The organism is Deinococcus aestuarii (assembly GCF_018863415.1).
GTDB lineage: Bacteria > Deinococcota > Deinococci > Deinococcales > Deinococcaceae > Deinococcus > Deinococcus aestuarii.
This window is the reverse complement of sequence record NZ_JAHKSN010000008.1, coordinates 1-21,309: the sequence shown is the minus strand read 5'-3', so window position 1 is coordinate 21,309 and position 21,309 is coordinate 1. Positions and strand designations below refer to the sequence as shown.

Annotated in this window: 27 protein-coding genes; 18 read left to right on the top strand and 9 right to left on the bottom strand. The window is 70.4% G+C overall.

Annotated elements, in window-relative coordinates; genetic code table 11:
* The first annotated feature begins 37 nt into the window (after window positions 1–37).
* Window positions 38–274 carry a hypothetical protein gene (locus tag IC605_RS11455; RefSeq protein WP_216323627.1) on the top strand — a complete coding sequence of 79 codons (237 nt, stop codon included), beginning with the start codon at window positions 38–40 and terminating at the stop codon, window positions 272–274.
* A complete protein-coding gene (locus IC605_RS11450) occupies window positions 271–912 on the top strand; it encodes a phosphoribosylanthranilate isomerase (RefSeq protein ID WP_216323624.1) in 642 nt (213 codons plus the stop codon). Before IC605_RS11455 ends, IC605_RS11450 begins: the two co-directional genes overlap by 4 nt.
* 178 nt (window positions 913–1,090) lie before the next feature.
* Here the strand turns inward: IC605_RS11450 and IC605_RS11445 are convergent, their stop codons facing one another.
* The gene (locus tag IC605_RS11445) at window positions 1,091–1,969 is read right to left on the bottom strand and encodes an alkaline phosphatase family protein (protein WP_216323621.1); all 879 of its coding nucleotides are present in this window, start codon (window positions 1,967–1,969) and stop codon (window positions 1,091–1,093) included.
* Between the two features lie 23 nt (window positions 1,970–1,992).
* The gene (locus IC605_RS11440) at window positions 1,993–2,271 is read right to left on the bottom strand and encodes a hypothetical protein (protein ID WP_216323617.1); all 279 of its coding nucleotides are present in this window, start codon (window positions 2,269–2,271) and stop codon (window positions 1,993–1,995) included.
* Between the two features lie 105 nt (window positions 2,272–2,376).
* Here IC605_RS11440 and IC605_RS11435 point away from each other — a divergent pair, with 105 nt between their 5' ends.
* From IC605_RS11435 to IC605_RS11405, 8 genes are all read left to right on the top strand, one after another.
* Complete coding sequence (locus IC605_RS11435) at window positions 2,377–3,297, top strand: carbon-nitrogen hydrolase family protein (protein ID WP_216323614.1); 921 nt, start codon at window positions 2,377–2,379, stop codon at window positions 3,295–3,297.
* Entirely contained in the window at window positions 3,290–3,814 is a 525-nt protein-coding gene (locus tag IC605_RS11430) for a GNAT family N-acetyltransferase (protein WP_343216587.1), read from the top strand. The genes IC605_RS11435 and IC605_RS11430 overlap by 8 nt, the downstream gene beginning before the upstream one ends.
* 155 nt (window positions 3,815–3,969) lie before the next feature.
* Window positions 3,970–4,680 carry an LD-carboxypeptidase gene (locus tag IC605_RS24635; RefSeq protein ID WP_343216586.1) on the top strand — a complete coding sequence of 237 codons (711 nt, stop codon included), beginning with the start codon at window positions 3,970–3,972 and terminating at the stop codon, window positions 4,678–4,680.
* A gap of 9 nt (window positions 4,681–4,689) precedes the next feature.
* Window positions 4,690–5,001: a S66 peptidase family protein gene (locus tag IC605_RS24630; protein ID WP_343216585.1), complete on the top strand. Its 312-nt coding sequence runs from the start codon at window positions 4,690–4,692 to the stop codon at window positions 4,999–5,001.
* 56 nt (window positions 5,002–5,057) lie between these two features.
* Window positions 5,058–5,810, top strand: coding sequence for a metallophosphoesterase family protein (locus IC605_RS11420; RefSeq protein WP_216323611.1), 753 nt, complete (start codon window positions 5,058–5,060; stop codon window positions 5,808–5,810).
* Between the two features lie 61 nt (window positions 5,811–5,871).
* Window positions 5,872–6,807 (top strand): DNA polymerase III subunit delta', encoded by a 936-nt coding sequence (locus IC605_RS11415; RefSeq protein WP_216323608.1) that lies wholly within the window; start codon window positions 5,872–5,874, stop codon window positions 6,805–6,807.
* 133 nt (window positions 6,808–6,940) lie between these two features.
* Window positions 6,941–7,375, top strand: coding sequence for a helix-turn-helix domain-containing protein (locus IC605_RS11410; RefSeq protein WP_216323605.1), 435 nt, complete (start codon window positions 6,941–6,943; stop codon window positions 7,373–7,375).
* A complete protein-coding gene (locus IC605_RS11405) occupies window positions 7,372–7,809 on the top strand; it encodes a putative toxin-antitoxin system toxin component, PIN family (RefSeq protein WP_216323602.1) in 438 nt (145 codons plus the stop codon). The genes IC605_RS11410 and IC605_RS11405 overlap by 4 nt, the downstream gene beginning before the upstream one ends.
* 506 nt (window positions 7,810–8,315) lie before the next feature.
* On the opposite strand, the gene IC605_RS24625 is transcribed toward IC605_RS11405, so the two are convergent.
* Window positions 8,316–8,735, bottom strand: coding sequence for a hypothetical protein (locus IC605_RS24625; RefSeq protein WP_343216600.1), 420 nt, complete (start codon window positions 8,733–8,735; stop codon window positions 8,316–8,318).
* A gap of 161 nt (window positions 8,736–8,896) precedes the next feature.
* Between IC605_RS24625 and IC605_RS11395 the strand changes: the two genes are divergently transcribed.
* The 3 genes from IC605_RS11395 (at window position 8,897) to IC605_RS11385 (ending at window position 11,587) form a co-directional block, all read left to right on the top strand.
* Window positions 8,897–9,541, top strand: coding sequence for an MBL fold metallo-hydrolase (locus tag IC605_RS11395; RefSeq protein WP_216323599.1), 645 nt, complete (start codon window positions 8,897–8,899; stop codon window positions 9,539–9,541).
* A gap of 66 nt (window positions 9,542–9,607) precedes the next feature.
* The gene (locus tag IC605_RS11390; protein ID WP_216323597.1) at window positions 9,608–10,795 is read left to right on the top strand and encodes a low temperature requirement protein A; all 1,188 of its coding nucleotides are present in this window, start codon (window positions 9,608–9,610) and stop codon (window positions 10,793–10,795) included.
* A gap of 117 nt (window positions 10,796–10,912) precedes the next feature.
* Entirely contained in the window at window positions 10,913–11,587 is a 675-nt protein-coding gene (locus IC605_RS11385; protein ID WP_216323594.1) for a DUF2270 domain-containing protein, read from the top strand.
* Here IC605_RS11385 and IC605_RS11380 read toward each other — a convergent pair.
* Genes IC605_RS11380 through IC605_RS11370 form a run of 3 tightly spaced genes read right to left on the bottom strand, consistent with a single transcriptional unit; the run spans window position 11,566 to window position 13,686 of the window.
* On the bottom strand, window positions 11,566–12,411 hold the full coding sequence (locus IC605_RS11380) for a CDP-alcohol phosphatidyltransferase family protein (protein ID WP_216323591.1): 846 nt from the start codon (window positions 12,409–12,411) through the stop codon (window positions 11,566–11,568). The two genes, IC605_RS11385 and IC605_RS11380, sit on opposite strands and share 22 nt — an antisense overlap.
* Window positions 12,412–12,430: 19 nt before the next feature.
* On the bottom strand, window positions 12,431–12,796 hold the full coding sequence (locus IC605_RS11375; protein ID WP_216323588.1) for a hypothetical protein: 366 nt from the start codon (window positions 12,794–12,796) through the stop codon (window positions 12,431–12,433).
* On the bottom strand, window positions 12,793–13,686 hold the full coding sequence (locus IC605_RS11370) for a hypothetical protein (protein ID WP_216323585.1): 894 nt from the start codon (window positions 13,684–13,686) through the stop codon (window positions 12,793–12,795). The genes IC605_RS11375 and IC605_RS11370 overlap by 4 nt, the downstream gene beginning before the upstream one ends.
* 67 nt (window positions 13,687–13,753) lie before the next feature.
* On the opposite strand from IC605_RS11370, the gene IC605_RS11365 reads away from it, so the two are divergent.
* Both IC605_RS11365 and IC605_RS11360 read left to right on the top strand, forming a co-directional pair.
* On the top strand, window positions 13,754–14,524 hold the full coding sequence (locus IC605_RS11365) for an APH(3') family aminoglycoside O-phosphotransferase (protein ID WP_216323582.1): 771 nt from the start codon (window positions 13,754–13,756) through the stop codon (window positions 14,522–14,524).
* Window positions 14,525–14,602: 78 nt separating this feature from the next.
* A complete protein-coding gene (locus tag IC605_RS11360; protein WP_216323578.1) occupies window positions 14,603–16,915 on the top strand; it encodes an MMPL family transporter in 2,313 nt (770 codons plus the stop codon).
* A gap of 2 nt (window positions 16,916–16,917) precedes the next feature.
* On the opposite strand, the gene thrB is transcribed toward IC605_RS11360, so the two are convergent.
* The gene (gene thrB, locus IC605_RS11355) at window positions 16,918–17,850 is read right to left on the bottom strand and encodes a homoserine kinase (protein ID WP_216323576.1); all 933 of its coding nucleotides are present in this window, start codon (window positions 17,848–17,850) and stop codon (window positions 16,918–16,920) included.
* A 40-nt stretch (window positions 17,851–17,890) separates the two neighbouring features.
* Window positions 17,891–18,928 (bottom strand): threonine synthase, encoded by a 1,038-nt coding sequence (gene thrC, locus IC605_RS11350; RefSeq protein ID WP_216323572.1) that lies wholly within the window; start codon window positions 18,926–18,928, stop codon window positions 17,891–17,893.
* A gap of 306 nt (window positions 18,929–19,234) precedes the next feature.
* On the opposite strand from thrC, the gene IC605_RS11345 reads away from it, so the two are divergent.
* On the top strand, window positions 19,235–19,504 hold the full coding sequence (locus IC605_RS11345) for a GlsB/YeaQ/YmgE family stress response membrane protein (RefSeq protein WP_216323569.1): 270 nt from the start codon (window positions 19,235–19,237) through the stop codon (window positions 19,502–19,504).
* A 220-nt stretch (window positions 19,505–19,724) separates the two neighbouring features.
* Window positions 19,725–19,940, top strand: a complete 216-nt coding sequence (gene rpmB, locus IC605_RS11340) for a 50S ribosomal protein L28 (protein ID WP_216323566.1) — start codon at window positions 19,725–19,727, stop codon at window positions 19,938–19,940.
* An 85-nt stretch (window positions 19,941–20,025) separates the two neighbouring features.
* On the opposite strand, the gene lspA is transcribed toward rpmB, so the two are convergent.
* Window positions 20,026–20,547, bottom strand: a complete 522-nt coding sequence (gene lspA / locus IC605_RS11335) for a signal peptidase II (protein WP_216323562.1) — start codon at window positions 20,545–20,547, stop codon at window positions 20,026–20,028.
* A gap of 73 nt (window positions 20,548–20,620) precedes the next feature.
* Here lspA and IC605_RS11330 point away from each other — a divergent pair, with 73 nt between their 5' ends.
* On the top strand, window positions 20,621–21,088 hold the full coding sequence (locus IC605_RS11330; RefSeq protein WP_216323559.1) for an S-ribosylhomocysteine lyase: 468 nt from the start codon (window positions 20,621–20,623) through the stop codon (window positions 21,086–21,088).
* The last annotated feature ends 221 nt before the right edge of the window (window positions 21,089–21,309 follow it).

Genomic DNA, 21,309 nt, shown 5'->3' with positions numbered 1-21,309 from the left:
CTGGCCGGGTGCCGACCCGCGCGCCAGAATGGGCGGCATGACCGACCGCGAACTCAACTTCGCCCGCAGCATCCTCGGCGAGCGCCCCTTCCGCGACGTGCCCGACGAGGAGGTGCTGCGCGAGGCCGAGCGGCTCCTGACCGACTGGATGTCCGGCGAGGCGCGGCTGGAGCGCCCCAAGCTCTACGACCACTACGCCCTGCTCCTGGTCGCCCTCGTCCGCCGCACCCGCGAGCTGGAGGCCCGCGTGGCGGCGCTGGAGGAGCGCGCGTGACCCTCCCCGCACCCGTCCGCGTCAAGGTCTGCGGCACCACCAGCGTGGGGGACGCCCTGCTCGCCGCCGAGGCCGGGGCCGACGCCCTGGGGTTCATCTTCGCGCCCGGCAGCAGGCGCCGGGTGACGGCGCAGGTGGCACGGGGGGCGGGGCTCGCCGTGGGGCCGGTGGTCGCCCGCGTTGGCGTCTTCCTGGGCTGGGGCCTCGACGAGGTGCTGCGGACGGCGGACGGGGCGCGGCTGAGCGCGGTGCAGCTCCACGGTGACCTCCCCGACCTTTACGTGGGCGAGGTCGCCCGGTATTATCCCGTGCTGCGCGTCCTGCGCCCCGCCGACCTGCTGGCGGGCGCGGGCGGGCAGACCTTCCCCGGCGTCACCCCCATGCTCGACGCCCCGGAGCCCGGCGGTGGGGTGCCCCTCGACTGGGCGGCCCTGCGGGACGTGTTTCCCCCCGGCGCGTGGCTCGCGGGAGGGCTGGGGCCGGAGAACGTCGCCGAGGCCATCCACACCCTGCGCCCCGCCGGAGTGGACGCCGTGAGCCGCCTGGAGGCGGGTCCGGGTGTCAAGGACCCGGAGCGCGTCCGCGCCTTCGTCCGGGCGGCGAAAGGCGCGTGGCCCCCCGAGTTATCCACAGGTTGACGCCCGCCTGTGGATAACTCCGTGGAACTTTTCCACGGGGTCCCAGGGTCCTGAGAACACCGTCCCAGTCGGGCTTTCCAGTCTCTTTCCAGGGGATGACGGCTTCAGGCAGTTCCAGGTTGTCCACAGGGCCTGTGGATAAGTCTGTGGATAACTTTTGGATGCCGATGTGGCGCGGTTAAAGTCCCCCGTCGCCGGAGAGGTCGTCTTTCAGGCCGAACCACCCGGCGAGAATCTGCCCCCCGTCCACGATGTCGAGGGGGGACTCCGGCCCGTCCGGCAGCCCGCCCGAGGCCGCGAAGGGCACCCGCGCGAGGGTGTGGGCCTTGACCGTCAGGTCCTCCAGGTTGCCGTGGTCGCTCGTGAGGAGCACCCGGGCACCCGATCCCAGCAGCCCGGCGAGGAGGGCTTCCACCCGCGCGAGGTAGGCCCGCCCGGCCCGTTCCACGTCCGGCGGCGTCGGCGCGCGGCCCCGGTGCCCCAGGAAGTCGCCGAACCACAGGTCACAGGCGAGCAGGTCATGCTCCGCCGAGGTGCGCGCCAGCCGCTCGCCCAGCCGGGTCAGGTCGTCCGGGGGCGTCATCTCCGGCCAGGGCTCGGCGTAGCCCAAGCCCAGAGTCGCGGGGACGGGGGGCACGCCGGGGGGGTTGAGCCCCGCCCCCGCCGCCCCGAAGGCGAAGGGGAAGCAGCCCTGCCGGGGCCTGCGGGCCTGCGCCGCGAAGTAGCCGGGTGGGTAGTGGTTCGCCAGCGCCACCCGCGCGCCCGCCTGGACAAGCCGCACGGGGAGGGCATGGGCGCACAACAGGCGTTGCAGGGTCGGCCCCGGGTGCGGCCCGAAATGCTCGCCCATGTGCCGCACCGCGTCCCGGCCCGTGAGCCAGCAGGTCTGCCCGGTGCCCGACTGCGGCAGCCCCGGCACGCCGAGCGTGGCGTCGAGCGCGCGCCCGGCCTCCACGAACGGGCGCAGCGTGGAGAGGTCCTGTTCCCACACCGAGCCCGGCGGCGCGTCACCTGGGTGCCCCACACCGTCGAGGGCCAGCCACACGAGTCCGCCCATGCGGGGCAGTCTAGAGGGAGGGGTCAGGACTGTTCGGAGGCCGGGAGCCGAGCCACGGCCTCCTCGAACGCCTCAGGGAAGCGCGGGTGGAAGTCCGACTCGGCAAGCACGTCGTCGCCGCGCAGCCAGCGGAATTTGAAGCCGTCGCCGATCTGGAGGGTGCCCGTGAGTCCGGAGGCCTGAAGGCGCTCGGCGGTGGCCCGCCCCTCGTCCTCCAACCGCTCGGCCCAGTGCCGTTCCATGTCAGCCTGCCGCTCGACCTCGCCGTCGGTCAGGTCCTCGAATCCGCCGCCCGTCGCCATGCCCAAAGGTATCCCGCCGCTCCCGGGGCCGCGCTTCATCTGTCCTTGCCGAAGGACGGCGCCCGCCCCCCTTCACCACCTCGCCCGGCGCGTAGACTCCTCCCCATGAGTGTCCTGCGAGTGGCGGCGGCGGCGTACCCGGTGGACTTCCACCCCGGCTGGGAGGCCTACGCCGCGAAGGTGACGGCCTGGGTGGAGGACGCGGCGGGGCAGGGGGCGCGGCTCCTCGTCTTCCCCGAGTACGCCGCCCTCGAACTCGTCAGCCTGCTGCCGCCCGAACTGCACCACGACATCCTGGGGATGCGGCCCGCGCTGGGGACCCTGCTGTCCGACTTCCTGGCGCTGCACTCCGGCCTGGCGCGGGCGCATGGGGTCACCATCGTGGCCGGGAGCTACCCGGTCGCCCAGGGTGAGGGCTTCGTCAACCGCGCCTTCGTCTTCGGGCCGGACGGCTCGCACGCCCATCAGGACAAGCTGCTGATGACCCGCTTCGAGGCGGAGGAATGGTTCATCAGCCCTGGCGCGGGCGTGCGCGTCTTCGAGCTGGGGCTGGGGGACGGGACAGTGACGTGCTTCGGCGTCGCCATCTGCTACGACAGCGAGTTCCCGGCGCTCGCCCGCCGTCTCGCCGAGGGGGGTGCCGAACTCCTCGTCGTGCCCTCCTTCACGGCGGCACGGTCCGGCTACACCCGCGTCCGGGTGGGGGGCATGGCCCGCGCCCTCGAAAACCAGATGTACGCCCTCCACGCCCCGCTGATCGCCGACGCCGACTGGACCTACGCCGTCGAGCAGGCCAGCGGCCGGGCCGCCCTCTACGCCCCCGCCGACCTCGATCTCCCCGAAGACGGCCTCGTCGCCGAGGGGGAGTGGAACCGTCCCGGCTGGCTCGTCGCCGACCTCGACCTGGGGCTCACCCGCCGGGTGCGCGAGTCCGGCCACGTCCTGAACTGGCGCGACCGCCACGCCGCCGGGGAACGCGCAGGCGAAGCAGAGGTCGTCCGCCTCGCCGTCCCCACCCGTGCTTGAGGCTTCAGGCCTGACCGTCCGGGTCCTGACCGCCGCCGACGCCCCCGCCTACCGGGATGTCCGGCTCGCCGGTCTGCGGAACGATCCCCTTGCCTTCATCACGACCGCCGGGGAGTACGGGGCCCGACCCCTCGCCGAGGTCGCCGCGCGGCTCGATTCCACGTCCGGGGTCGTGAACTTCGGCGCCTTTCTGGAGGGTTCGCTCGTCGGCATCCTGACCGTCCTGCGGGAGACGCGCCCGGCCCTCGCACACCGGGCGGAGATCGTGGGCGTGTCCGTTCTCACCGAGGCGCGGGGCCGGGGAGTGGGCGCGGCGCTGGTGGCGGCGGGCATCGCCCAGGCCCGCGCGTGGCCGGATGTGACCTCCCTGCACCTCGCCGTGACCGAGACGCAGGGCGCCGCCCGCCGCCTGTACGGGCGCCACGGCTTCCGGCTGTGGGGTACCGAGCCCGATGCGGTGCGCCACGGGGGGCGGGTGTACGCTCAGCATCACCTGTGGCTCAGCCTGAACGAGTGACGGCAAGAAAGTCGCGTGCATAGGTTGACGCCGGATGCATAGGACGCTATCTTTCATGTCATCACCGCCCGAGAGGCGGCTTTTTTTATGTCCCACCCGGAGGCATACGCCACCCGGCGCATCCCGGCCCCCGGCTCCTTGCGTACCCTGACCGCGTGAGGCCCCACTTCGTCCGCCCCCCGCGCCTGCCCCCCGGTTCCCGCGTCGCGGCGCTCAGCCTGAGCAGCGGCTTCGTCACGGAGGTGATGGGCCGCTACCACGCGGGCGTGCGGCAGGTCGCCGACGCTCTCGGCTGGGAGGTCGTGCCCGCCCCGAACGCCCTGCGCGGCCCGGAATTTCTGTACGAGAATCCCCGGGCCCGCACCGACGACCTGCACTGGGCGCTGCAAAACCCCGACATTCACGGCATGGTCAGCCTCATCGGCGGGGACGACTCCGTGCGGCTGCTCCCCTTCCTCGACCCGGAGCTGATCCGCGCCCACCCCAAGGCATTGCTCGGCTACAGCGACACGACGATCACCCTGACCCAGTTCCTGCGCGCGGGCGTGAGGGCGTACTACGGCCCGTCCCTCCTCACCGACCTCGCGGAGAACGGCGGGATGCACCCCTTCGCCCTGGACGGCCTGCGGCGGGCGCTGGTGGAGGAACCGCGCCCCTTCGACCTCGCGCCCGCGCCCGAGTGGACGGAGTTCCGGGTGGAGTGGGAGGACGAGACCTTGCAGGAGGTCCGCCGCCCCTTCCAGCCCGGCGACGGTTGGGTGTGGCTTCAGGGGGAGATGCCCGCCGAGGGACACCTGATGGGTGGATGCCTGGAGGTGCTGGACATGCTCAACGGCACTTCCGGCTGGCCCTCCTCCGACCTCTAGAACGGCGCAGTGCTCGCGCTGGAGACGAGCGAGGACGTGCCCCCGCCCGCGCAGGTCGGTTACTGGCTGCGGAACTACGCGGCGCAGGGCATCCTCGCCGGGGCCGCCGGGCTGATGCTCGCCCGCCCGCGCGGCTACACGCCGGAGAGGGTGGAGGACCTTTCCCGCTGGGTGCGCCGCGTGCTCGCCGAGGCGGGCCGATCCGACCTTCCCGTCGTGGCGAACGTGGATTTCGGGCACACCAGCCCGCAGCTCACCCTGCCCCTGGGTGGCCTCGCCCGGCTCGACCCCCTGGCGGGGCGGGTGACGGTCGCGCCCTGAGAACTTTGCGCCCCTCCCGACCGTCTGGGCGCGTGCCGAGCCGCTATGATGGCGCGGTGCGGCTCCTGCTGCTCTCCGACACCCACGCCAACCACGCCGCGCTGGAGGCGGTCTTGCGCGACGCCGCCCCCCGGCGCTTCGAGCGGGTCGTCCACCTCGGCGACGCGGTGGGCTACGGACCGCACCCGGCAGAGGTGCTCCAGACCCTGCGCGACCTGGGGGCCGTGTGCGTGCTCGGCAACCACGACGGGATGCTCCTCGACTACGCGGACGGGCGCCGCCTGCCCCGCGAGAGCGTCGTCTCGGTCGCCCTGCGCTGGCAGCTCGAACGCCTCTCGGGGCGCGACCTCAACATGATCCGCACCTGGCGCGACGGCATCGACGACCCGGAGGTCGGCGCCCGCTACCGCCACGGCTCGCCCCTGAGCCGCGACGAGTACGTCGACTCCGTGACCGCCGCCCGCGAGGCCTTTGCGGGGTGGCCCGGGCGCCTCGGCTTCGTGGGCCACACCCATATCCCCGGGGTGTATGCCACCCTCAACGCCCCGGTCGGCGAGTGGGTCAAGTTCCAGGGCTTCCCGGAGGGCGGCGGCTACCTCGTCCCGCCCGGCGCCCGCGTGATCCTCAATCCCGGCAGCGTCGGGCAGCCGCGTGACGGCAACCCCCGCGCGAGCTACGCCGTCTTCGACACCGAGCGGGCGTATTTCGAGGTCTTCCGCGTCCCCTACGACGTGGCTCGCACCCAGGAGGCGGCGCTGGAGGCCGGGCTGCCCCAGGTCCTCGCGGCGCGGCTGGCGATAGGCAAGTGATGGGGGGGCGGGACGCGGTGCGCGGTGGGCGGGACAGGCTTCGTCCCCCCGCGTCCCACCCATGACCCTCCCCTCCGCCGCCCTCCTCCACGGCCCACTTCTCGAACAGACGGGCGTGTTCGGGGGCAATGCCCTGCTGCTCACCGGGCCCGCGCGGGTGGGCAAGCGGGACGTGGCCCTGGCGGTCGCCGCCCAGCACAACTGCACGGGCACGCGCGGCATGTACGGGGAAGGTTGCGGGGCCTGTCCCTCGTGCCTCGCCTTCGCGGCGAGGGCACACCCCGACCTCCTCGTCGTCGAGCCGCGCACCACCACGGCGACGGGGAAGACGGCGCGGCGCAAGCTCATCCCCATCGGTGCCATTCTGGAGGGGCGGGACGCGGGCCGCGAGTACGAGACACACGTCTTCGAATTTCTGGAGGTCCGGCCTACCTTCCGCCGCCGGGTGGTCGTCGTGGACGGGGCCGAACACCTCGGGCAGGAGGCGGCGAACGCGCTCCTCAAGCTCGTGGAGGAGCCGCCGCACGGCGCCCTCTTCGTCTTCCTCGCCGAGGACGTGCGCGCGGTGATCCCCACCATCGTGAGCCGCAGCGCCCGCCTGGGCGTCACACCTGTCTCCGACCGGGCCGTCGAACGCGGGCTCGCGCTGGGTGGAGAGGCGCCCGACCCCGACCTCGTGGCCTTTGCCGCCGGGCGGGCCGGGGTGCTGACCGAGCGGGAGGCCGTGCGCGCGGCGCTGGAGGGCGCCGCCGAGTTCACCCGGGCGGTCGGCGAGGGCATGTGGCAGGCCCTGGAGGGCGCCGCGGCCCTGGAAAAACGCTGGGACCCGGCGTGGCACCCCGAGGCCCTGCGCTTCGTCTGGCGCACCCAGTCGCCCCACGCCCGCGCCCGCGCCGACACCGCCCTGGAGGCCTTGCAGTCGGCGCTGGAGGCCTACGCCAACCCGGGGTTGAGCTTCCAGGTCTTCGCGCTGGCGCTGCGGGAGGCGCTGGGGTAGGGGATAACCAGTCCTTGACGTAGAAGGGGAGCCTCAGTCAGTTCCTTCGCCCAAGCGGCAGGATGAGCATCGTACGGTTTGCGGCTCCTGCGCCTCCTGCGCTTGATGCGGTAAAGTGGGACCGGGTGAGAGGATGACTGGACGCAAACACGAGCCGCGCCGCCTGTTGACCGTGCAAGAAGCTGCCAAGCTTCTCCATGTCAGCGACGACACCGTGCGCCGTCAGATCAAGGAAGGCGCTCTGGAAGCCGTCCGGGTGCGGACCACGCCCACTGGGCGGGCGCAGTACCGCATCCCCACCGCGGCCATCGACCGGGTCCTCGGCAACACTGCCTTGCAACTTCAGGAAGAGGCCGACCCCTTCGAGCCGCTTCGCCAAGCCTTCGCACATCTCTCGGACGAGGAGCGCGAGGACTTGATCGACCAGGCTGTGCAGTGGGCCAGGGAACGCCGACCAGTCGAACAGGTCAAGCGTGCACCCGCCCTGTCGGAGGAGGTGTTGCGCGAGCGGTTCGCGGGGAACTCTCTTCTGGAAGCCTTGCGGAAAGACGGGCAGGACGAGCATTGAACACGCTTCGCCTTGTTCCCGATGTGAACGTCCTGCTGAGTGGATTGACCAGCCTGCGTGGCCCGGCGGTGGACCTCTATCAGGCGGCACGGCGCTTCGAGGTGGTATTCGTGCTGAGCGAGACGCATTTCACCGAGCTGGCCGAGGTGCTGACGTATCCCGCCGTGTTGGGGATGGGTGAAGGTGTCATCACACCGTCGTTCGCGTTTCGCACAGCGGCGGAATTGCACCGAATCGGGGAGTATTACGAGCAGGTGGAGCGGTTGGACTGGCCGTCGTGTCCGGACCCGAAGGACTGGTATTTGCTGGACCTGATGGTGGCTTCTGGGGCAAATGGCATCGTGACGAAAGATAAACACCTGTTGCGCCTGCGGGACAGGTTGAACATTCCCGTGTTTGAGCCAAAAGAGCTGGTGCGGCTGGGGGTGATTTGAGGGCAGTGCTAACTGCCAGACCAAAGCCGCCCCAAGTTCCCAAGGAGAGTAGGGCGGCTTCTCCGTCAGGTAGCGTTAGTGAAGGTCAGCGGGGTAGTTGGACAGCAGTTGCAGCATAGTCAGTTTCATAAAGATTACTCACTAGATAGAAAGGTGTCCTGTAAGTCTCCGGTCATGTTCTGTCCGTCTTCGTAGCGAAGACTGAAGTCACCTCTGTAATCGGGCCGGGCGCTTGAGCCATCTAGAATTCCCAACACGTTCGATACTGTATCGACCTCAATCCTTTTCACCACTCGTACAAGAATCTCTCTCATTTCTAATGGAAGGACTCTATAAAGAATTGTTAGGTCGTCCAATCCTCCACTGGTGGACCTATTGGATTCCATCAGTCCAGTGTAGTATTTTAGATTTTCCTCGATGACGTCTCGCCTGATGACCCTCACAAACTCTCTATCGTTCATACTATTTCCTAAAGGCTCCAGGGTACATATACTCATTCGGATCAATTAATTGGTGGGAATATTTGAACATGCTCTCCGCAATTCTGCGACATCGCGTGCCACCAAATCACGCGGTGTCGTCAGGTCACTTGTGCTTCGGCTTACCACACCCATACCACTGGGAGCAGCGGTTGTGTGCCCAACCTTAGGCACTAGTATGGATGGACCTGTCTTAGGATCGTATCCAGGCACCAACTGTTTCATAGCAGCTTTCTGCCCAACGTGATGGGCATTGTAGCCTGGGAGTGTACCCTTAATACCCTCATACTTGCCAACTGTGTAGGGTGTGCAGTTATGGACCAACCAACCCTGAGTACCGACGTAGAAGGTGTGGGCCTCGTCAACGGTGAGATTGAACATCTCCCGCGTCTGCTGGAGGGTGAGGACGTTGGCGACGACCCCCGTGGTGCCGTCTGCCTGCTTGATCTTATCCCCAATCTTGAGGTGCCCAGCACCGACCCAGTTCTTGCCCAGGTCTTCGTGCCCTGGGGCTTGGGCCTTTCCCCGCCGTCAGACCACTCCTTGACGGAGTAGGAGTGTTGAGCCTAAGCCACCCCACCACTTCCTCTCACCCTACACTCCTCCCCATGACGAGAGCGAGGCAACACGGTACGGCGCGGGTGTGGACCCTTCCCACCGGCCCGCTTCAGGAGAACGTGGTGCTGGTGGCGGGCGAGGGCGGCGAAGGCTTCCTCTTCGACCCCGGCGACGAGGCCGAGCGGGTGCTGGCCCTCGTGCGGGACGCGGGCGTGACGGTGCGCGGCATCCTCCTCACCCACGCGCACTTCGACCATATCGGCGCGGTGCAGCCCGTCCGGGAGGCGCTGGGGGTACCCGTCTCCCTCCACCCCGCCGACCTGCCGCTCTACCGTCTGGGGGCGGCGTCGGCGGCCCGCTGGAACCTGCCCTTCGTCCAGCCCCAGGCGCCGGATCACGAGATCACCCAGGGGCAGACCTTCCAGGCGGGCGCCCTGACCCTCACCGCGCGGGAGTTGCCGGGGCACGCGCCGGGGCACGTCGTCTTCTTGGGAGACGGGTTCGTGGTGGCGGGCGACACGCTCTTTCAGGGCGGGATCGGGCGCACCGACCTGCCGGGCGGGAATCATCCCCAACTGATCGCGGGGATCGCGCGCGAGCTGCTGTCGCTGCCCGACGAGACCGTCGTGTACCCCGGGCACGGACCGGCCACGACCCTCGGGGCCGAGCGGCGCACGAATCCCTTCCTGCGCTGAGTCGTCGCGGGTCCCCTCCCCATTCGGCCAGGGGACACCCGGTGGGCGGCAGGAGTAAGGTCGGGCATGTGGCGTAGCTCCCGGCTCTGGTGGCAGGCCCCGCGACTCCACGCCCCCGGGGAGGACGCCCGGCGGGTCACCTGGCTCGAACTCTTCTACGATCTCGTCTTCGTGGTCGTGATCTCACGGCTGGCACACCACCTCGCGGATCATCCCGACGCGCGCAGCCTGGGCGAGTTTTTGCTGCTGTTCATCCCCGTGTGGTGGGTGTGGCTGAGCGTCGCGTACTACAACGAGCGCTTCGAGACGTACGACCTGAGCTTCCGCGTCGCCACCTTCTTCCAGATGCTCGCCGTGGCGGGCATGGCCGCGACCGCCGAGTACGGGCTGGGCAAGACGGCCACTGGCTTCGCTCTGGCCTACGCCTTTGCGCGGGGGCTGATCACGCTGATGTGGTGGCGGGCGGGGCGCCATAACCCCGGGGTGCGCCCGGTCACCGACCGCTACGTGCGCAACTTCAGCGTCTCGGTGGTCCTCTGGACCGTGGCGGCCTTTCTGACCGGCCCGCTGGCGCTGATCCTCAAGGGGGTGGGACTCCTGATCGACCTCGTGACGCCGCTGCTGACCCTCGGCGACCAGCCGCGCGTCTTTCCCGCACCCGCGCGCAAGCTGCCCGAACGCTTCGGCCTGTTCGTGATCATCGTGCTCGGCGAGAGTCTGGTGGGCGTGGTGAACGGCCTCGCCGAGACGGAGCGCCTGGGGGCGGTCACCCTGTTGCGCTTCGTGCTGGGGTTGCTGCTGGGCTTCGGGCTGTGGTGGGTCTACTTCGATTACATCGGGCGCCGGGAGCCGGACGCGCACAACCGCTGGCGCTTCCTGGCGTGGTCCTACCTCCACCTGCCCCTCGTCGTCGGGATCACCGTGATCGGCGCGATGGTCGAGCACGCCGTCGCCACCGAGGGGCCCGCCTCGGCAGGTGTGCGCTGGCTGCTGGCGGGGGGCTTCGCGCTGTTTTACCTCGCCTGCACGGGGCTGGAATTCACGCTGGAGCCCGAGCAGGAGACCCTGCTCACGCCCCGTCAGCTCGCCCCGCTGCGTCTGCTCACGGCGGCGGTCGCGCTGGCCCTTCCCCTCGTCCTGAGCACGCTCTCGGGGCTGGTGCTGGGGCTGATCGTGCTCCATGCCTTGCACGCCGGGCTGGGAATCCGGGTGTGGTTTGCCAGCGGGAATGTCGGACGCACCGACCTGCACTGACGGGGACGTCCGGGCACAAGGACGCGCGCCCCTGCTGCCCGCCCCACGGGGAGCTTACCCTGGAGGGGTGACGCCCCCCCGCCTCCCGCCCCTGTCCACGTGCCCCAGGTGCCGCCCGTGCCCGGCGTAGGGCGTGGTCAGGGCGCCGTGCCCGGCCGCGCGCTCACCGAGCTGAGCTACAGCACGAACACCGCCAACGCCCTGATCCACCTCTACCGCGCCGAGGTCGGCAAGATGACCGCCTACCGCCAGCGCCTCGACACGACGACGAACTGGGCGGTCGTCACCACCGCCGGTCTGGCCTCCTTCGCGCTCGGAAATGCGGGCAACAGCCACGTCACCTTCCTCTTCGCCATGTTCCTGAACTACTACTTCCTGCGGCTGGAGGCCCGGCGCTTTCGCACCTTCGAGATCGCCCACCACCGGGTCAGGATCATGGAGCGCTTTTTCTACCCGGCGATGCTCGGCGACGCGGTGGACCCCGACTGGCACCAACTGCTGCTGGCCGAACTCGGCAAGCCGCGCAGCCCGATGAGCCGCGCCGACGCCCTGGGCTGGCGGCTCAACCGCAACTACCTGTGGATCTACGCGGCGGTGCTCTTCGCGTGGTTCGCCAAGCTCGACCTGTCGCAGCCCAAGGGCTGGGTGCTCGAATTCCCGGAAGCGCTCGCGCTCGCCGACATCGGCAACTTCCCCGGCTGGCTGGTGTTCGCGGGGGTTTCCGTGTTCTATGCCTACCTGATCGTGCTGGCGGTGCGCGCGGCGCGGACCTATCCGCTGGAGGAGGGCTGAGGTCGCGCGGCCTTCCTCACCGCCCCGCCCCGGACCCGCCCCTCCCGCCACCCCTGCACCCCCGCGAGCAACAGCGTCTGGGCGGGCAGGCTCCAGAGGTACACGCCGGGCCGCCGCGCCCACAGGCACAGCCCCAGGGCGAGGAGCTGGGTGCTCAAGCCCAGGTTGACGGCGACGACGTTGATCTCGCGCGGGGTGTAGGCCAGGCGGTCGTCGGGGGTGGGAGGCCCGCCCGCCGCCGCGCGCAGCCGATTCTCGAAGAGGGCCCCGAGCACGCGCTCCTGCGGGGTGAAGTACAGGGCGTACCCGCGTTTCAGGGCCGCGAGGACGCGCGGGTCGTCTCCGGCCTGCGCGGGCGGCTCGCGGAAGACCTCGCCCCGGGCCGCCCGGTGGTCGCGCTCCCACAGGTAGTCCACGCTCAGGATCAGGCTCTGGAGCACCGTGAGCGGCAGCCCCCACCACCCGGTGAGGCCCACGAGGACGGCGGCGTTGACGAGGAGGTCGCCCTCGGTGTCGAGGTAACGGCCCGTCTCGGTCGTCTGCCCGGTCGCGCGGGCGAGCTGCCCGTCGAGGTTGTCGAGCAGGGTCTTGACCTGAAGGAGCACGGCGGGCGTGACCCGGTGGCCGCGCCGCAGGAGCACACCCGCGCCGACTCCGAGCGCCGTGTGGGTCAGCACGACGTGGAGGGGATTCACGCCGCGCCGCGCCAGCGGGGGCACCAGCCGGGCGGCGAGGGGGCGGAACAGGCCCTCGCAGACCCACTCGCGGGCGGGGCGGGCCTTGGTGTGGGTCGGCGGGGCGGGCGGGTGGCCGGAAGGCTCCACCCCGGCAGGCGGGCGCTCCTCAGCGCCTGCGGCCACTGTGGGGCGGTCCCTTGCGGACGCCCGCGTAGCGGTTGCGCTCCTTGCGGCGCTCGGCGCTCGTCGTCTTGCCCTGTGTGCCCGTCCGCGTGGCCGTCCCCACCGTCCGGCGCGGCGCGAAGGTGTCCACGTTCAGGAAGCGCGCGAGCGGAATGTACAGCGCCAGCACGAAGAGCAGGGTTCCCCACCACGTGTCGAGGTACGGCCCCAGCCCGACCACCCGCAGCAGCGCCGAGAGCACCGTCGCCAGCACCGTGAAGAGCAGCACCCGCAGGAAGAGCCTGCCGAGCTTGCGCCGCGTGAAGCCCGGCTGGGGGTCGGGGGTGGTCAGCCAGCGCCAGAAGTTCACGCGTCCCCCCCGTCCGCCCCCGTGGCCGCCCGCGCCGAGGCGCCCAGCGTCACCCGGTCGCGGAAGCCCACGAGTTCAGGCCACTCGGTCTGTGCGGCGTCCACGTCGATCACCAGGGCAGGCTTGTGCGTCTGCCCCGAGAGGCGGTCCAGCGCCGTCCGGTGCGCGCCGTCCCGCGCGGGGGAGGCGAAGAGGACCCCCCGCACCGCGCTCTTGCCCTCCAACAACTTCAGCGCCCCGAAGAGTTCGCGCTCCCCGGCGGGGGCCGTCGCCCGCTCCATCCGCTCGCCCCGCGCCGCGACCTGCGAGGCGGGCAACTCGGGGGAGAAGACGGCGTGCAGCCCCAGCGCCTCCAGCGCCGAGCGCAGCCCCCCGCCCAGGTCCGGGTCGCCGAGCAGGGCGCGCGGGCCGATCACGGCGACGGTGGCCTGCGAGGCGCGGCTGAGGGGCGGCATCTCCTCGCGCCCCCCCGAGGCCAGCGGTTTGACGCGCTCCAGCGCCAGCCGCACCCGCCCCGGATTGCGCGTGAAGCGTTGCCCGAGGTCCAGCGCCGCCGCAGGCATCTCGTCGCCGCCCTCGGGCAGGGAAATGAGCTGCGGCAGCCCGCTGATCCGCCGGGGCAGCAGTTCGGTGAGGGCCTCGCCCCAGGCGTCGTTCGCCACGGGCGCCGTCTGCGGCACGAGCACCGCGTCCACCCGCCCGAGTTCCAGAATTCGCCCCAGCGCGAGCTGCACCTGCACCGGCTCGCCCGGCAGGCTCTCCCGACCGAGGGCGAGGGCCTCCCCGGCGGGCAGGGCGGGCGTCACCGTCTCCACCCCGAGTTCCTTGAGGAACGCGGTCCAGTAGCGGGCATGTCGCGTGCCCAGCGAGTTCAACAGACCGACTTTCATTGGGGGCAGTCTACAGGGGTGGGCCGGGACGATGGGGAACGGGGCGACCTTCCCCTATCCTGCCTCCATGACCCGCACCCTCCCCGACCCCCTGCGCCGCGTGCTGCCCGCCGCCCGCTGGGAGCCCGTCACCCACGGCGAGAGCGGCGCGGGCGTGTGGCGCGGCCAGCGGTACGTGGTGAAGGTGCAGGCGCGGGGCGGCCTTTCGTCGAGCAGTCTCCTTCAGGAGCGCGAACGCCTGCGCTGGCTCACGGGCCGGGTGCCCGTTCCGGCGGTCGTGGGCTACGAGACGACGGAGACCCACGAGTACCTCGCCATGACCCGCCTGCCCGGCCTCCCCATGAGCGACCCGGACGCCCTGCTCCACCCCGAGCGGGTGGTCAGCCTCCTCGCCCGCGCCCTGCGGGAGCTGCACGCCCTCCCGGTGCGCGAGTGCCCCTTCACCATGACCCTGCCCGTCATGCTGCGCCTCGCCCGCGAGCGGGTGGCGGCGGGTGAGGTGGACGAGGAAGATTTCGACGACGAGCGGCTGGGCAGGAGCGCCGCCGAGGTCTTCAACGAACTCGTCCGCACCCGCCCGGAAAGCGAAGACCTCGTCGTAACGCACGGGGACGCCTGCCTTCCTAACCTGATCGTGAACGGCGAGTACGTCGAGGGCTTCGTGGACGTGGGCCGCGCCGGAATCGCCGACCGCCACGCCGACCTCGCCCTGGCCCACCGCAGCCTGACCCGCAACCTCGGCCCCGAGCACGCCGAACGTTTCCTCAACACGTACGGGCGCGCGCTGGTGGACGAGCGGAAGCTGGCGTATTACCGGCTGGTGGACGAGTTCTTCTGAGAGGTCGGGACAGGGCGGGCGCCAGGCTTGCATCCTCCCGCCCTGTCCGCTCTCCGCCCTCATGCTCTACTGCCCCCCGTGCGCCTCCTGTCGCGGTTCGTGGCCCGTCACCCCTGGCCGGTCGTCGCCTGCTGGGTGCTGCTCGCGCTGCTGAGCGCCTACCCCGCCTCCCTTGCCCCCCGCGCCCTGAGCGCCAACCCCGGCGCCCTGAAAGACGCCGAGAGCACCCGCGTCACCACCCTGCTCCGCGAGCGGTTCGGCGAGACGGACACGAACACCGCGCTGCTCGTGACCCGCCTCGATCCGCCCCTGACCACGCCGGAGGGACGCGCCACCCACGACCGCTTCGTCCGGGGGCTGGAGGAGGTGCCCGGCGTCACGCGCGTCCTGCCGGGAGGGGCGCAGGGGGCCGTGCCCACCGTGAGCGCGGACGGCGCCCTGGCCCTGACCGTCGCCCAGATTCCGCTGCTGGAGGGCGCGACCGAGACGCTGGCCCGCGTGCGCGCCTACGCCGACCGGGCCGAGCGGGAGGCGGGCGCGGGCCGTCTGGACGTGCGCGTGACGGGCGGGCAGGCCATCGCGGACGACTTCACCGAGTTCGCCGAGGGCGACACCAAACGCAGCGAGTTCGCCGCCCTGCCGCTGACGGGGCTCGTGCTCCTGCTCGTCTTCGGCGCGCTCGTCGCCACGGGCCTGCCCCTCGTGATCGGCGTCCTGAGCATCACCGTGGCGATGGCGGGCGTGTACGGCCTGACGCGGGTGACGGAGGTCTCCACCTTCGCCCAGAGCGTCGTCACCCTGCTCGGCCTCGGCGCGGGGATCGACTACGCCCTGTTGATGGTCAACCGCTTCCGGGAAGAGCTGGTCCGGGACGGGGACTCGCGGGCCGCCGCCTCCCGCACGGTCCTCACGGCGGGGCGCAGCGTCCTCTTCAGCGGCCTGACCGTCGCCATCGCGATGGCCGCGCTGATCCTTCCACCCATCGCCTTCGTGCGCTCGATGGGGCTGGGGGGGGTGCTCGCCGTCCTGCTCACCGTGCTCGCCAGCGTGACCGTCTTGCCTGCCCTGCTCGCCCTGCTGGGGGAGCGGGTGAACAGTCCCCGTGTTCTCCGCTTCACCTGGAGCCAGAACGCGGCGGCCTCGGGCGCCTGGACCGCCTTCGCCCGGCGGGTGACGGCCCGGCCCTGGCTCGCCGTCGTTCTCAGCACCCTCTTCCTGCTCGTACTCGCCCTCCCGGCACGCGACATGCGGACGGGGTACGCGGGGGCGTGGGGCCTGACTTCCGGTGTGGAGAGCCGCGACGCCCTCGCCGACGTGCGCGACCTGGGCTCGGGCGGCCTCCTCAGCCAGTTCGAGGTCGTCCTCGATCTTCAGGGGCGGCGGTACGGCCCGGAGGAACGCGCCCGTTTCCGGGAGGTGGTGGAAGACCTCCGCGCCCTGCCCGGCGTGCGGACCGTCATCAGCCCCTTCCTGACGCCCGCCGACCTCGCGGGAGGGAATGTGACGGGCGTGGGGACGGATTCCCTCGGCGCCCTGAGTCTCCTCACCCGCCGCTCCTTCAGCGCCGACCGCTCCCTCTTGCGCGTGACGGTGATCCCCGAGACGTACCTGCGCGCCGGTAGAATCGACCCCTTCGAGACCCGGCTGCGGGGGACGCTGCGGGAAAGCGGCTTTCCCTTCCTGCTCGGCGGGGCGCCCATCGGGGAGCGGGAGTTCAGCCACGCCATCACGGACGCCTTTCCCGCCGCCGTCCTGACCGTCTTCGCGGCGACCTTCGTGCTGCTGATGGTCGCCTTCCGCAGCCTGCTCGTGCCGCTCAAGAGCATCGTGATGAACGCGCTGACAGTCGGCGCGGCCTACGGGGTCGTCACCCTCGTCGTGCAGGGGGGCTTCCTCGCCGCGCCCCTGGGCATCCCGCAGGACGTGGGGGTGCTCGACTCCAGCCTGCCGCTGCTGCTCTTCGCGGTCCTCTTCGGCCTGAGCATGGACTACGAGATTTTCCTGCTCTCCCGCGTGCAGGAGGAGGTGTTACGCGGCCATCCCAACGACGAGGCCGTCGTGCTCGCCGTGGGCCGCACCGCCCGGATCATCACCTCGGCGGCGGTGATCATGTTCATCGTCTTCTGCGCCTTCATCGCCGGGCGCGTCGTCGCCAACAAGAGCATCGGGCTGGGGCTGGCGGTCGCCGTGGCCCTCGACGCGACGCTCGTGCGCCTCGTGCTCGTGCCCGCCTTCCTCAAGATCGCGGGAAGGTGGAACTGGTGGCTGCCGGGGTGGCTGGACAGGCTGTTGCCGAGGGTGCAGATCGAACACCACGGGCAACCTGCCGGAGTTGTGGCGGACGCGCCCCTCCCTGTGCGGAGCAGCGAGCGGCGGGCGAAGGGGGGCTGAGGTCAACGCCTCTCCGACGCCGCGCCCGGTTCCCGACTGACCACCGTGCCCGCGGTGTCGATGGGAAAGTCCTCCACCCGCCCCGTCAGCCCGTTCTTCCGCATGACGCCGTGCAGGTAGGCGTGTAGTCTCACCGTCTCCTCCCGCGTGTCGTGGAAGCACAGCACCGTGGGCCCCGCGCCGCTGAGGGCGGCTCCCAGAGCGCCGTGACGGTGCGCCTCCTCCAGGATGTCGCTCAGCCCGGGCACCAGGGGCGCGCGCCAGATCTGGTGGATGTAATCCTGCATCGCGTGCCGCAGCAGGTCAAGGCGGCCCTGCGAGAGCGCGGCGGCGAGGAGCGCGGCGTGCGAGAGGGCGTGCACCGCGTCCGCCCGGCTGTACTCCTTGGGCAGCACGGCGCGGGCCTTGCTCGTGGACAGCTCGAATTCGGGGATCAGGACGGTGACGCCGAGGTGTGCGGGTGGCTCCAGCCGAACGTAGTGGGTGCCCAATTTGTCGAGCGTGGCGACCACGATTCCGCCGAAGAGCGCCGGGGCCACGTTGTCGGGGTGCCCCTCCTCGCGTGCCGCCACGTCGAGCACCGCCTCGTCGTCCAGGGGCCGCCCCAGCAACTCGTTCCCAGCGACGATCCCGGCGACGAGGGCGGCCGCGCTGCTCCCCAGCCCGCGCGCCAGCGGCACCTCGGTCTCGATTTCCACCCGGGCGGGCGGCAGGCTCCGTCCCACCCGCTTCGCCGCGAGGAGCATCGCTCGGTAGACGTAATTCGTCTCGTCGGCGGGTGTGCCTTCCAACTCGGGCCCCAGCGGCACGACTTCCGTCACGTCCTGCCCTGTGACCCGCACGGTCGTGAAGAGGGGCACGCTCAGCCCTAGGCTGTCGAAGCCGGGGCCGAGGTTCGCGCTCGACGCCGGGGCGCGGACGATGAAGGGGGTCACGCCGTCCGCCGGTCGCTGGCCGCTGGCCGCTGGAAGCTCCTCAAAGAATGCTCTCCAGCACCCGCTCCATGTTCGCCTCGATGCCCTTCGGCGCCTCGACCGCGCGCATCGCGGCGTTGGGGTCCTTCAGGCCGTTGCCCGTCAACACGGCGACGACCGTCTGACCGGGCGTGAGCTTTCCGGCGGCGTGCATCTTCAGCAGCCCAGCGACCGGGGTCGCGCTGGCGGGCTCGCAGAACACGCCCTCCTGCGCCACGAGGTTGTAGGCGTGCATGATCTCGTCGTCGGACGCCATGTCGAAGAGCCCGCCGCTCTCCCGCACCGCCGCCCGCGCGAGGTGGGCGCTCGCCGGGTTCCCGATCCGGATCGCCGTGGCGATGGTCTGCGGCTCGTCCACGATGGCGTTGCGCACGAAGGGAGCCGCCCCCTCCGCCTGAAAGCCCCACATCTTCGGCAGGGCGTCACTCCTGCCCGCCCCGTGGTACTCCCGGAAGCCCATCCAGTACGCGCTGATGTTGCCCGCGTTCCCCACCGGGATGGCGAGGATGTCGGGCGCGCGGCCCAGCACGTCCACGACCTCGAAGGCGCCCGTCTTCTGCCCTTGCAGGCGGTAGGGGTTCACCGAGTTCACCAGCGCGATGGGGTGCTCGTCGCTGATCTGCCGCACGAGTTTCAGCGCCACGTCGAAGTTGCCGTTGATCGCCACGATCCGCGCCCCGTAGGCCATCGCCTGCGCGAGCTTGCCCAGCGCGATGTTGCCGTCCGGGATCAGCACGATGCACTTCAGTCCCGACCGGGCGGCATACGCGGCGGCGGCGGCGCTGGTATTCCCGGTGCTCGCGCAGATGATGGTGTCGGCTCCGGCCTCGACCGCCTTGGCGACGGCCATCACCATGCCGCGGTCCTTGAAGCTCCCGGTGGGATTCAACCCCTCGTACTTCAGGTAAAGGTCCACCCCCAGGTGGGCGCTCAGCCTCGGCGCGGGGATCAGCGGTGTGTCCCCCTCGTGTAGGGTCAGGGCGGGCGTCCGGTCGGTGACGGGCAGGTACTCGCGGTAACGTTCGATGAGTCCGGGCATGGGGCGTTCCTCCGTGCCGCGCGCGGGCGGCCAAGTCCGACCATGCTAGCGGCGACGGCCCGGGTCAGCTTCCAGGGATCAAGACAGGGGAGGCGGCGGCGCCGTGGCGTCAGCTCGCCGTCAGAGATGAGGCGCCTGCGAACGTGTTCCCAGCTCTTCCTTAGCCGAGATTCGCCGGACCTCCACCCCGCCTTGGGTCAGCCTTGAGAAGGTATCCGATCACACACTAACAGCCGGGGCCGAGTCTCATTGTGCCATCACAACGAGTGGTTGATCGTTGAAACTCAACGTCCTGGAGGTCAAATCATGGGTTGGATCATCACTATTCTGGTGGGTGCGCTGTGCGGCTGGCTCGCGAGCTTGATCATGAAGACGGACGCCCAGCAGGGTGCGGTCGCCAACATTCTGATCGGCATCGTGGGCGCGTTTCTGGCGCAGTTCCTTTTCGCCAACCTCCTCGGCATCGGCGGCGCGGCGGCGGCCGGCGGCGGCTTCTCCTTCTGGAGCATCATCTGGGGCGTGATCGGCAGCGTGATCCTGATCGCCGTTCTCAAGGCGCTCAAGGTTCTGCGATAACCTCAGGTTGTCTCCGGCCGGATCTCCACGTGGGGTCCGGTCTTTTTCGTGGTTCTGCCCCGGGACGGCTGTTCAGGTGTCGCGGGCGTGTGCTACCATCGGAAGGCTTGTCTGACCCCGCCCGGCGCGGCGGCGCTTCCCGGCCTCCGTGCCGAACGAATGTGCCGGACGAACCCGCCCCCGGCAGAACACTGGGCCAGGCTCAAGAAGGAGTGCGAAGATGTCCAGAGTGTGCGAAGTGTGCGGTAAGGGGCCGATTGTGGTGAACTCGGTCATTCGCCGTGGTAAGGCCCGCGCGGCGGGCGGCGTCGGCCGCAAGGTGACCGGCGTGACCAAGCGGTTTCAAAAGCCCAATCTCCAACCCCTCACCGTCACCCGGGCGGGCGTTTCCGTGCGGATGCGCGTCTGCACGAAGTGCCGCAAGAGCCTGATCTGAGAGCCGGGTCCCACCTGCTCAAGCGCCCCTGTCCCGAGTGGATGGGGGCGCCGCCTTTCTGTGGCTGCGTCTGACCGATCCGCCCTCAGATCTTCTGCTCCCGGCCTTGCACGAGGCTGACGATCAGGAGGAGCAGCGTGCCGACCACCACGCACGAGTCCGCAATATTGAAAATCGGGAAGTCCCCGGCGCCCAGGGCGCGGGTGACGGCGCTCAGCGGCGGCGCGTGCAGCATGTCGGTGACCTTGCCCTGCCGCAGCCCGTCGATGGTGTTGCCGATGGCCCCGGCGGCGATCATGCTGAGCACGACCGTCAGGAAGCGGCTTTGTGGACGCACGATCACATACACGAGCAGACCCACGCCCACGGCCAGACGAGCCAGGGCCAACGGCACGGCCGAGCCGGAAAACAGGCTCCACGCCGCCCCCGTGTTGAAGGTGAGCTGCCAATCCAGCACCCCCGGCAGGAAGGGAATCGGCGCCGCCCCGTAAGTCAGGTTGGCAAGCGCCCACGCCTTGAGGGCCTGGTCGGCGGCGACGAGGAGGGCGGCAATCAGCAGCGGCACCCAGACGGGCAGGGCGCGCGTGCGGTCGAGCAGGGTCGGCACCCGGGCAGTATAGGTAGCTGCCGCCCCCCGTCACCCTCACATTGTCCCGCAGCGGTCTGCCGACAATGGAGGCATGGCGAACGTGGAATCTTTCGACCTCGACCACAGCAAAGTTCAGGCCCCCTACGTCCGGCTGGCCGGGGTGAAGAGAACCCCCCGGGGCGACAGCATCAGCAAGTACGACCTGCGCCTGCTGCAACCCAACCGGGGAGCCATCGAGCCGGCGGCCATCCACACGCTCGAACACCTCCTCGCCGGGTATCTGCGCGACCACCTCGACCATGTGGTGGACGTTTCCCCGATGGGCTGCCGCACAGGCATGTATATGGCCGTCATTGGCGAGCCCGACGAGCAGGGCGTGCTCCGCGCCTTCGAGGCGGCCCTGCGCGACACCGAGGCCCACGACCGCCCCATCCCGGGGGTCAGCGAACTCGAATGCGGCAACTACCGCGATCACGACCTTCCGGGCGCCCGCCAGCACGCCCGCGACGCGCTTGCCGGTGGCCTGAAGGTGCAGGAGACGGTGTTGCTGCAACGGTGAGGCTCATTCTCGGTCTCCAGGCCAGGAAGGTTGCATGGAGCGGCGGTCGGGCCGTCTACCGGGAAGACCAAGGCCCGGGGGTTGACAGGTGGGGAGATGGCCTGTATCTTTTCTGAGCCTCGGTTGAGGCGAGCCGCATGACAAGCGAAGGTGTGAGCGAGAATGCAACGTCCGGTGCGGGCCGAGAGGCCAGCGCTGAGAGACGAGACGGTCAAGAGAAC

Coding starts and splice junctions, on each gene's coding strand:
- IC605_RS11415 (WP_216323608.1), top strand. CDS start 5,872: ATGACCCTCCCCTCCGCCGCCCTCCTCCACGGCCCACTTCTCGAACAG.
- IC605_RS11390 (WP_216323597.1), top strand. CDS start 9,608: ATGTGGCGTAGCTCCCGGCTCTGGTGGCAGGCCCCGCGACTCCACGCC.
- IC605_RS11370 (WP_216323585.1), bottom strand. CDS start 13,686: ATGAAAGTCGGTCTGTTGAACTCGCTGGGCACGCGACATGCCCGCTAC.
- IC605_RS11440 (WP_216323617.1), bottom strand. CDS start 2,271: ATGGCGACGGGCGGCGGATTCGAGGACCTGACCGACGGCGAGGTCGAG.
- IC605_RS11410 (WP_216323605.1), top strand. CDS start 6,941: ATGACTGGACGCAAACACGAGCCGCGCCGCCTGTTGACCGTGCAAGAA.
- thrC (WP_216323572.1), bottom strand. CDS start 18,928: ATGCCCGGACTCATCGAACGTTACCGCGAGTACCTGCCCGTCACCGAC.
- IC605_RS11365 (WP_216323582.1), top strand. CDS start 13,754: ATGACCCGCACCCTCCCCGACCCCCTGCGCCGCGTGCTGCCCGCCGCC.
- IC605_RS11445 (WP_216323621.1), bottom strand. CDS start 1,969: ATGGGCGGACTCGTGTGGCTGGCCCTCGACGGTGTGGGGCACCCAGGT.
- IC605_RS11345 (WP_216323569.1), top strand. CDS start 19,235: ATGGGTTGGATCATCACTATTCTGGTGGGTGCGCTGTGCGGCTGGCTC.
- IC605_RS11435 (WP_216323614.1), top strand. CDS start 2,377: ATGAGTGTCCTGCGAGTGGCGGCGGCGGCGTACCCGGTGGACTTCCAC.
- IC605_RS11395 (WP_216323599.1), top strand. CDS start 8,897: ATGACGAGAGCGAGGCAACACGGTACGGCGCGGGTGTGGACCCTTCCC.
- IC605_RS11330 (WP_216323559.1), top strand. CDS start 20,621: ATGGCGAACGTGGAATCTTTCGACCTCGACCACAGCAAAGTTCAGGCC.
- IC605_RS11455 (WP_216323627.1), top strand. CDS start 38: ATGACCGACCGCGAACTCAACTTCGCCCGCAGCATCCTCGGCGAGCGC.
- rpmB (WP_216323566.1), top strand. CDS start 19,725: ATGTCCAGAGTGTGCGAAGTGTGCGGTAAGGGGCCGATTGTGGTGAAC.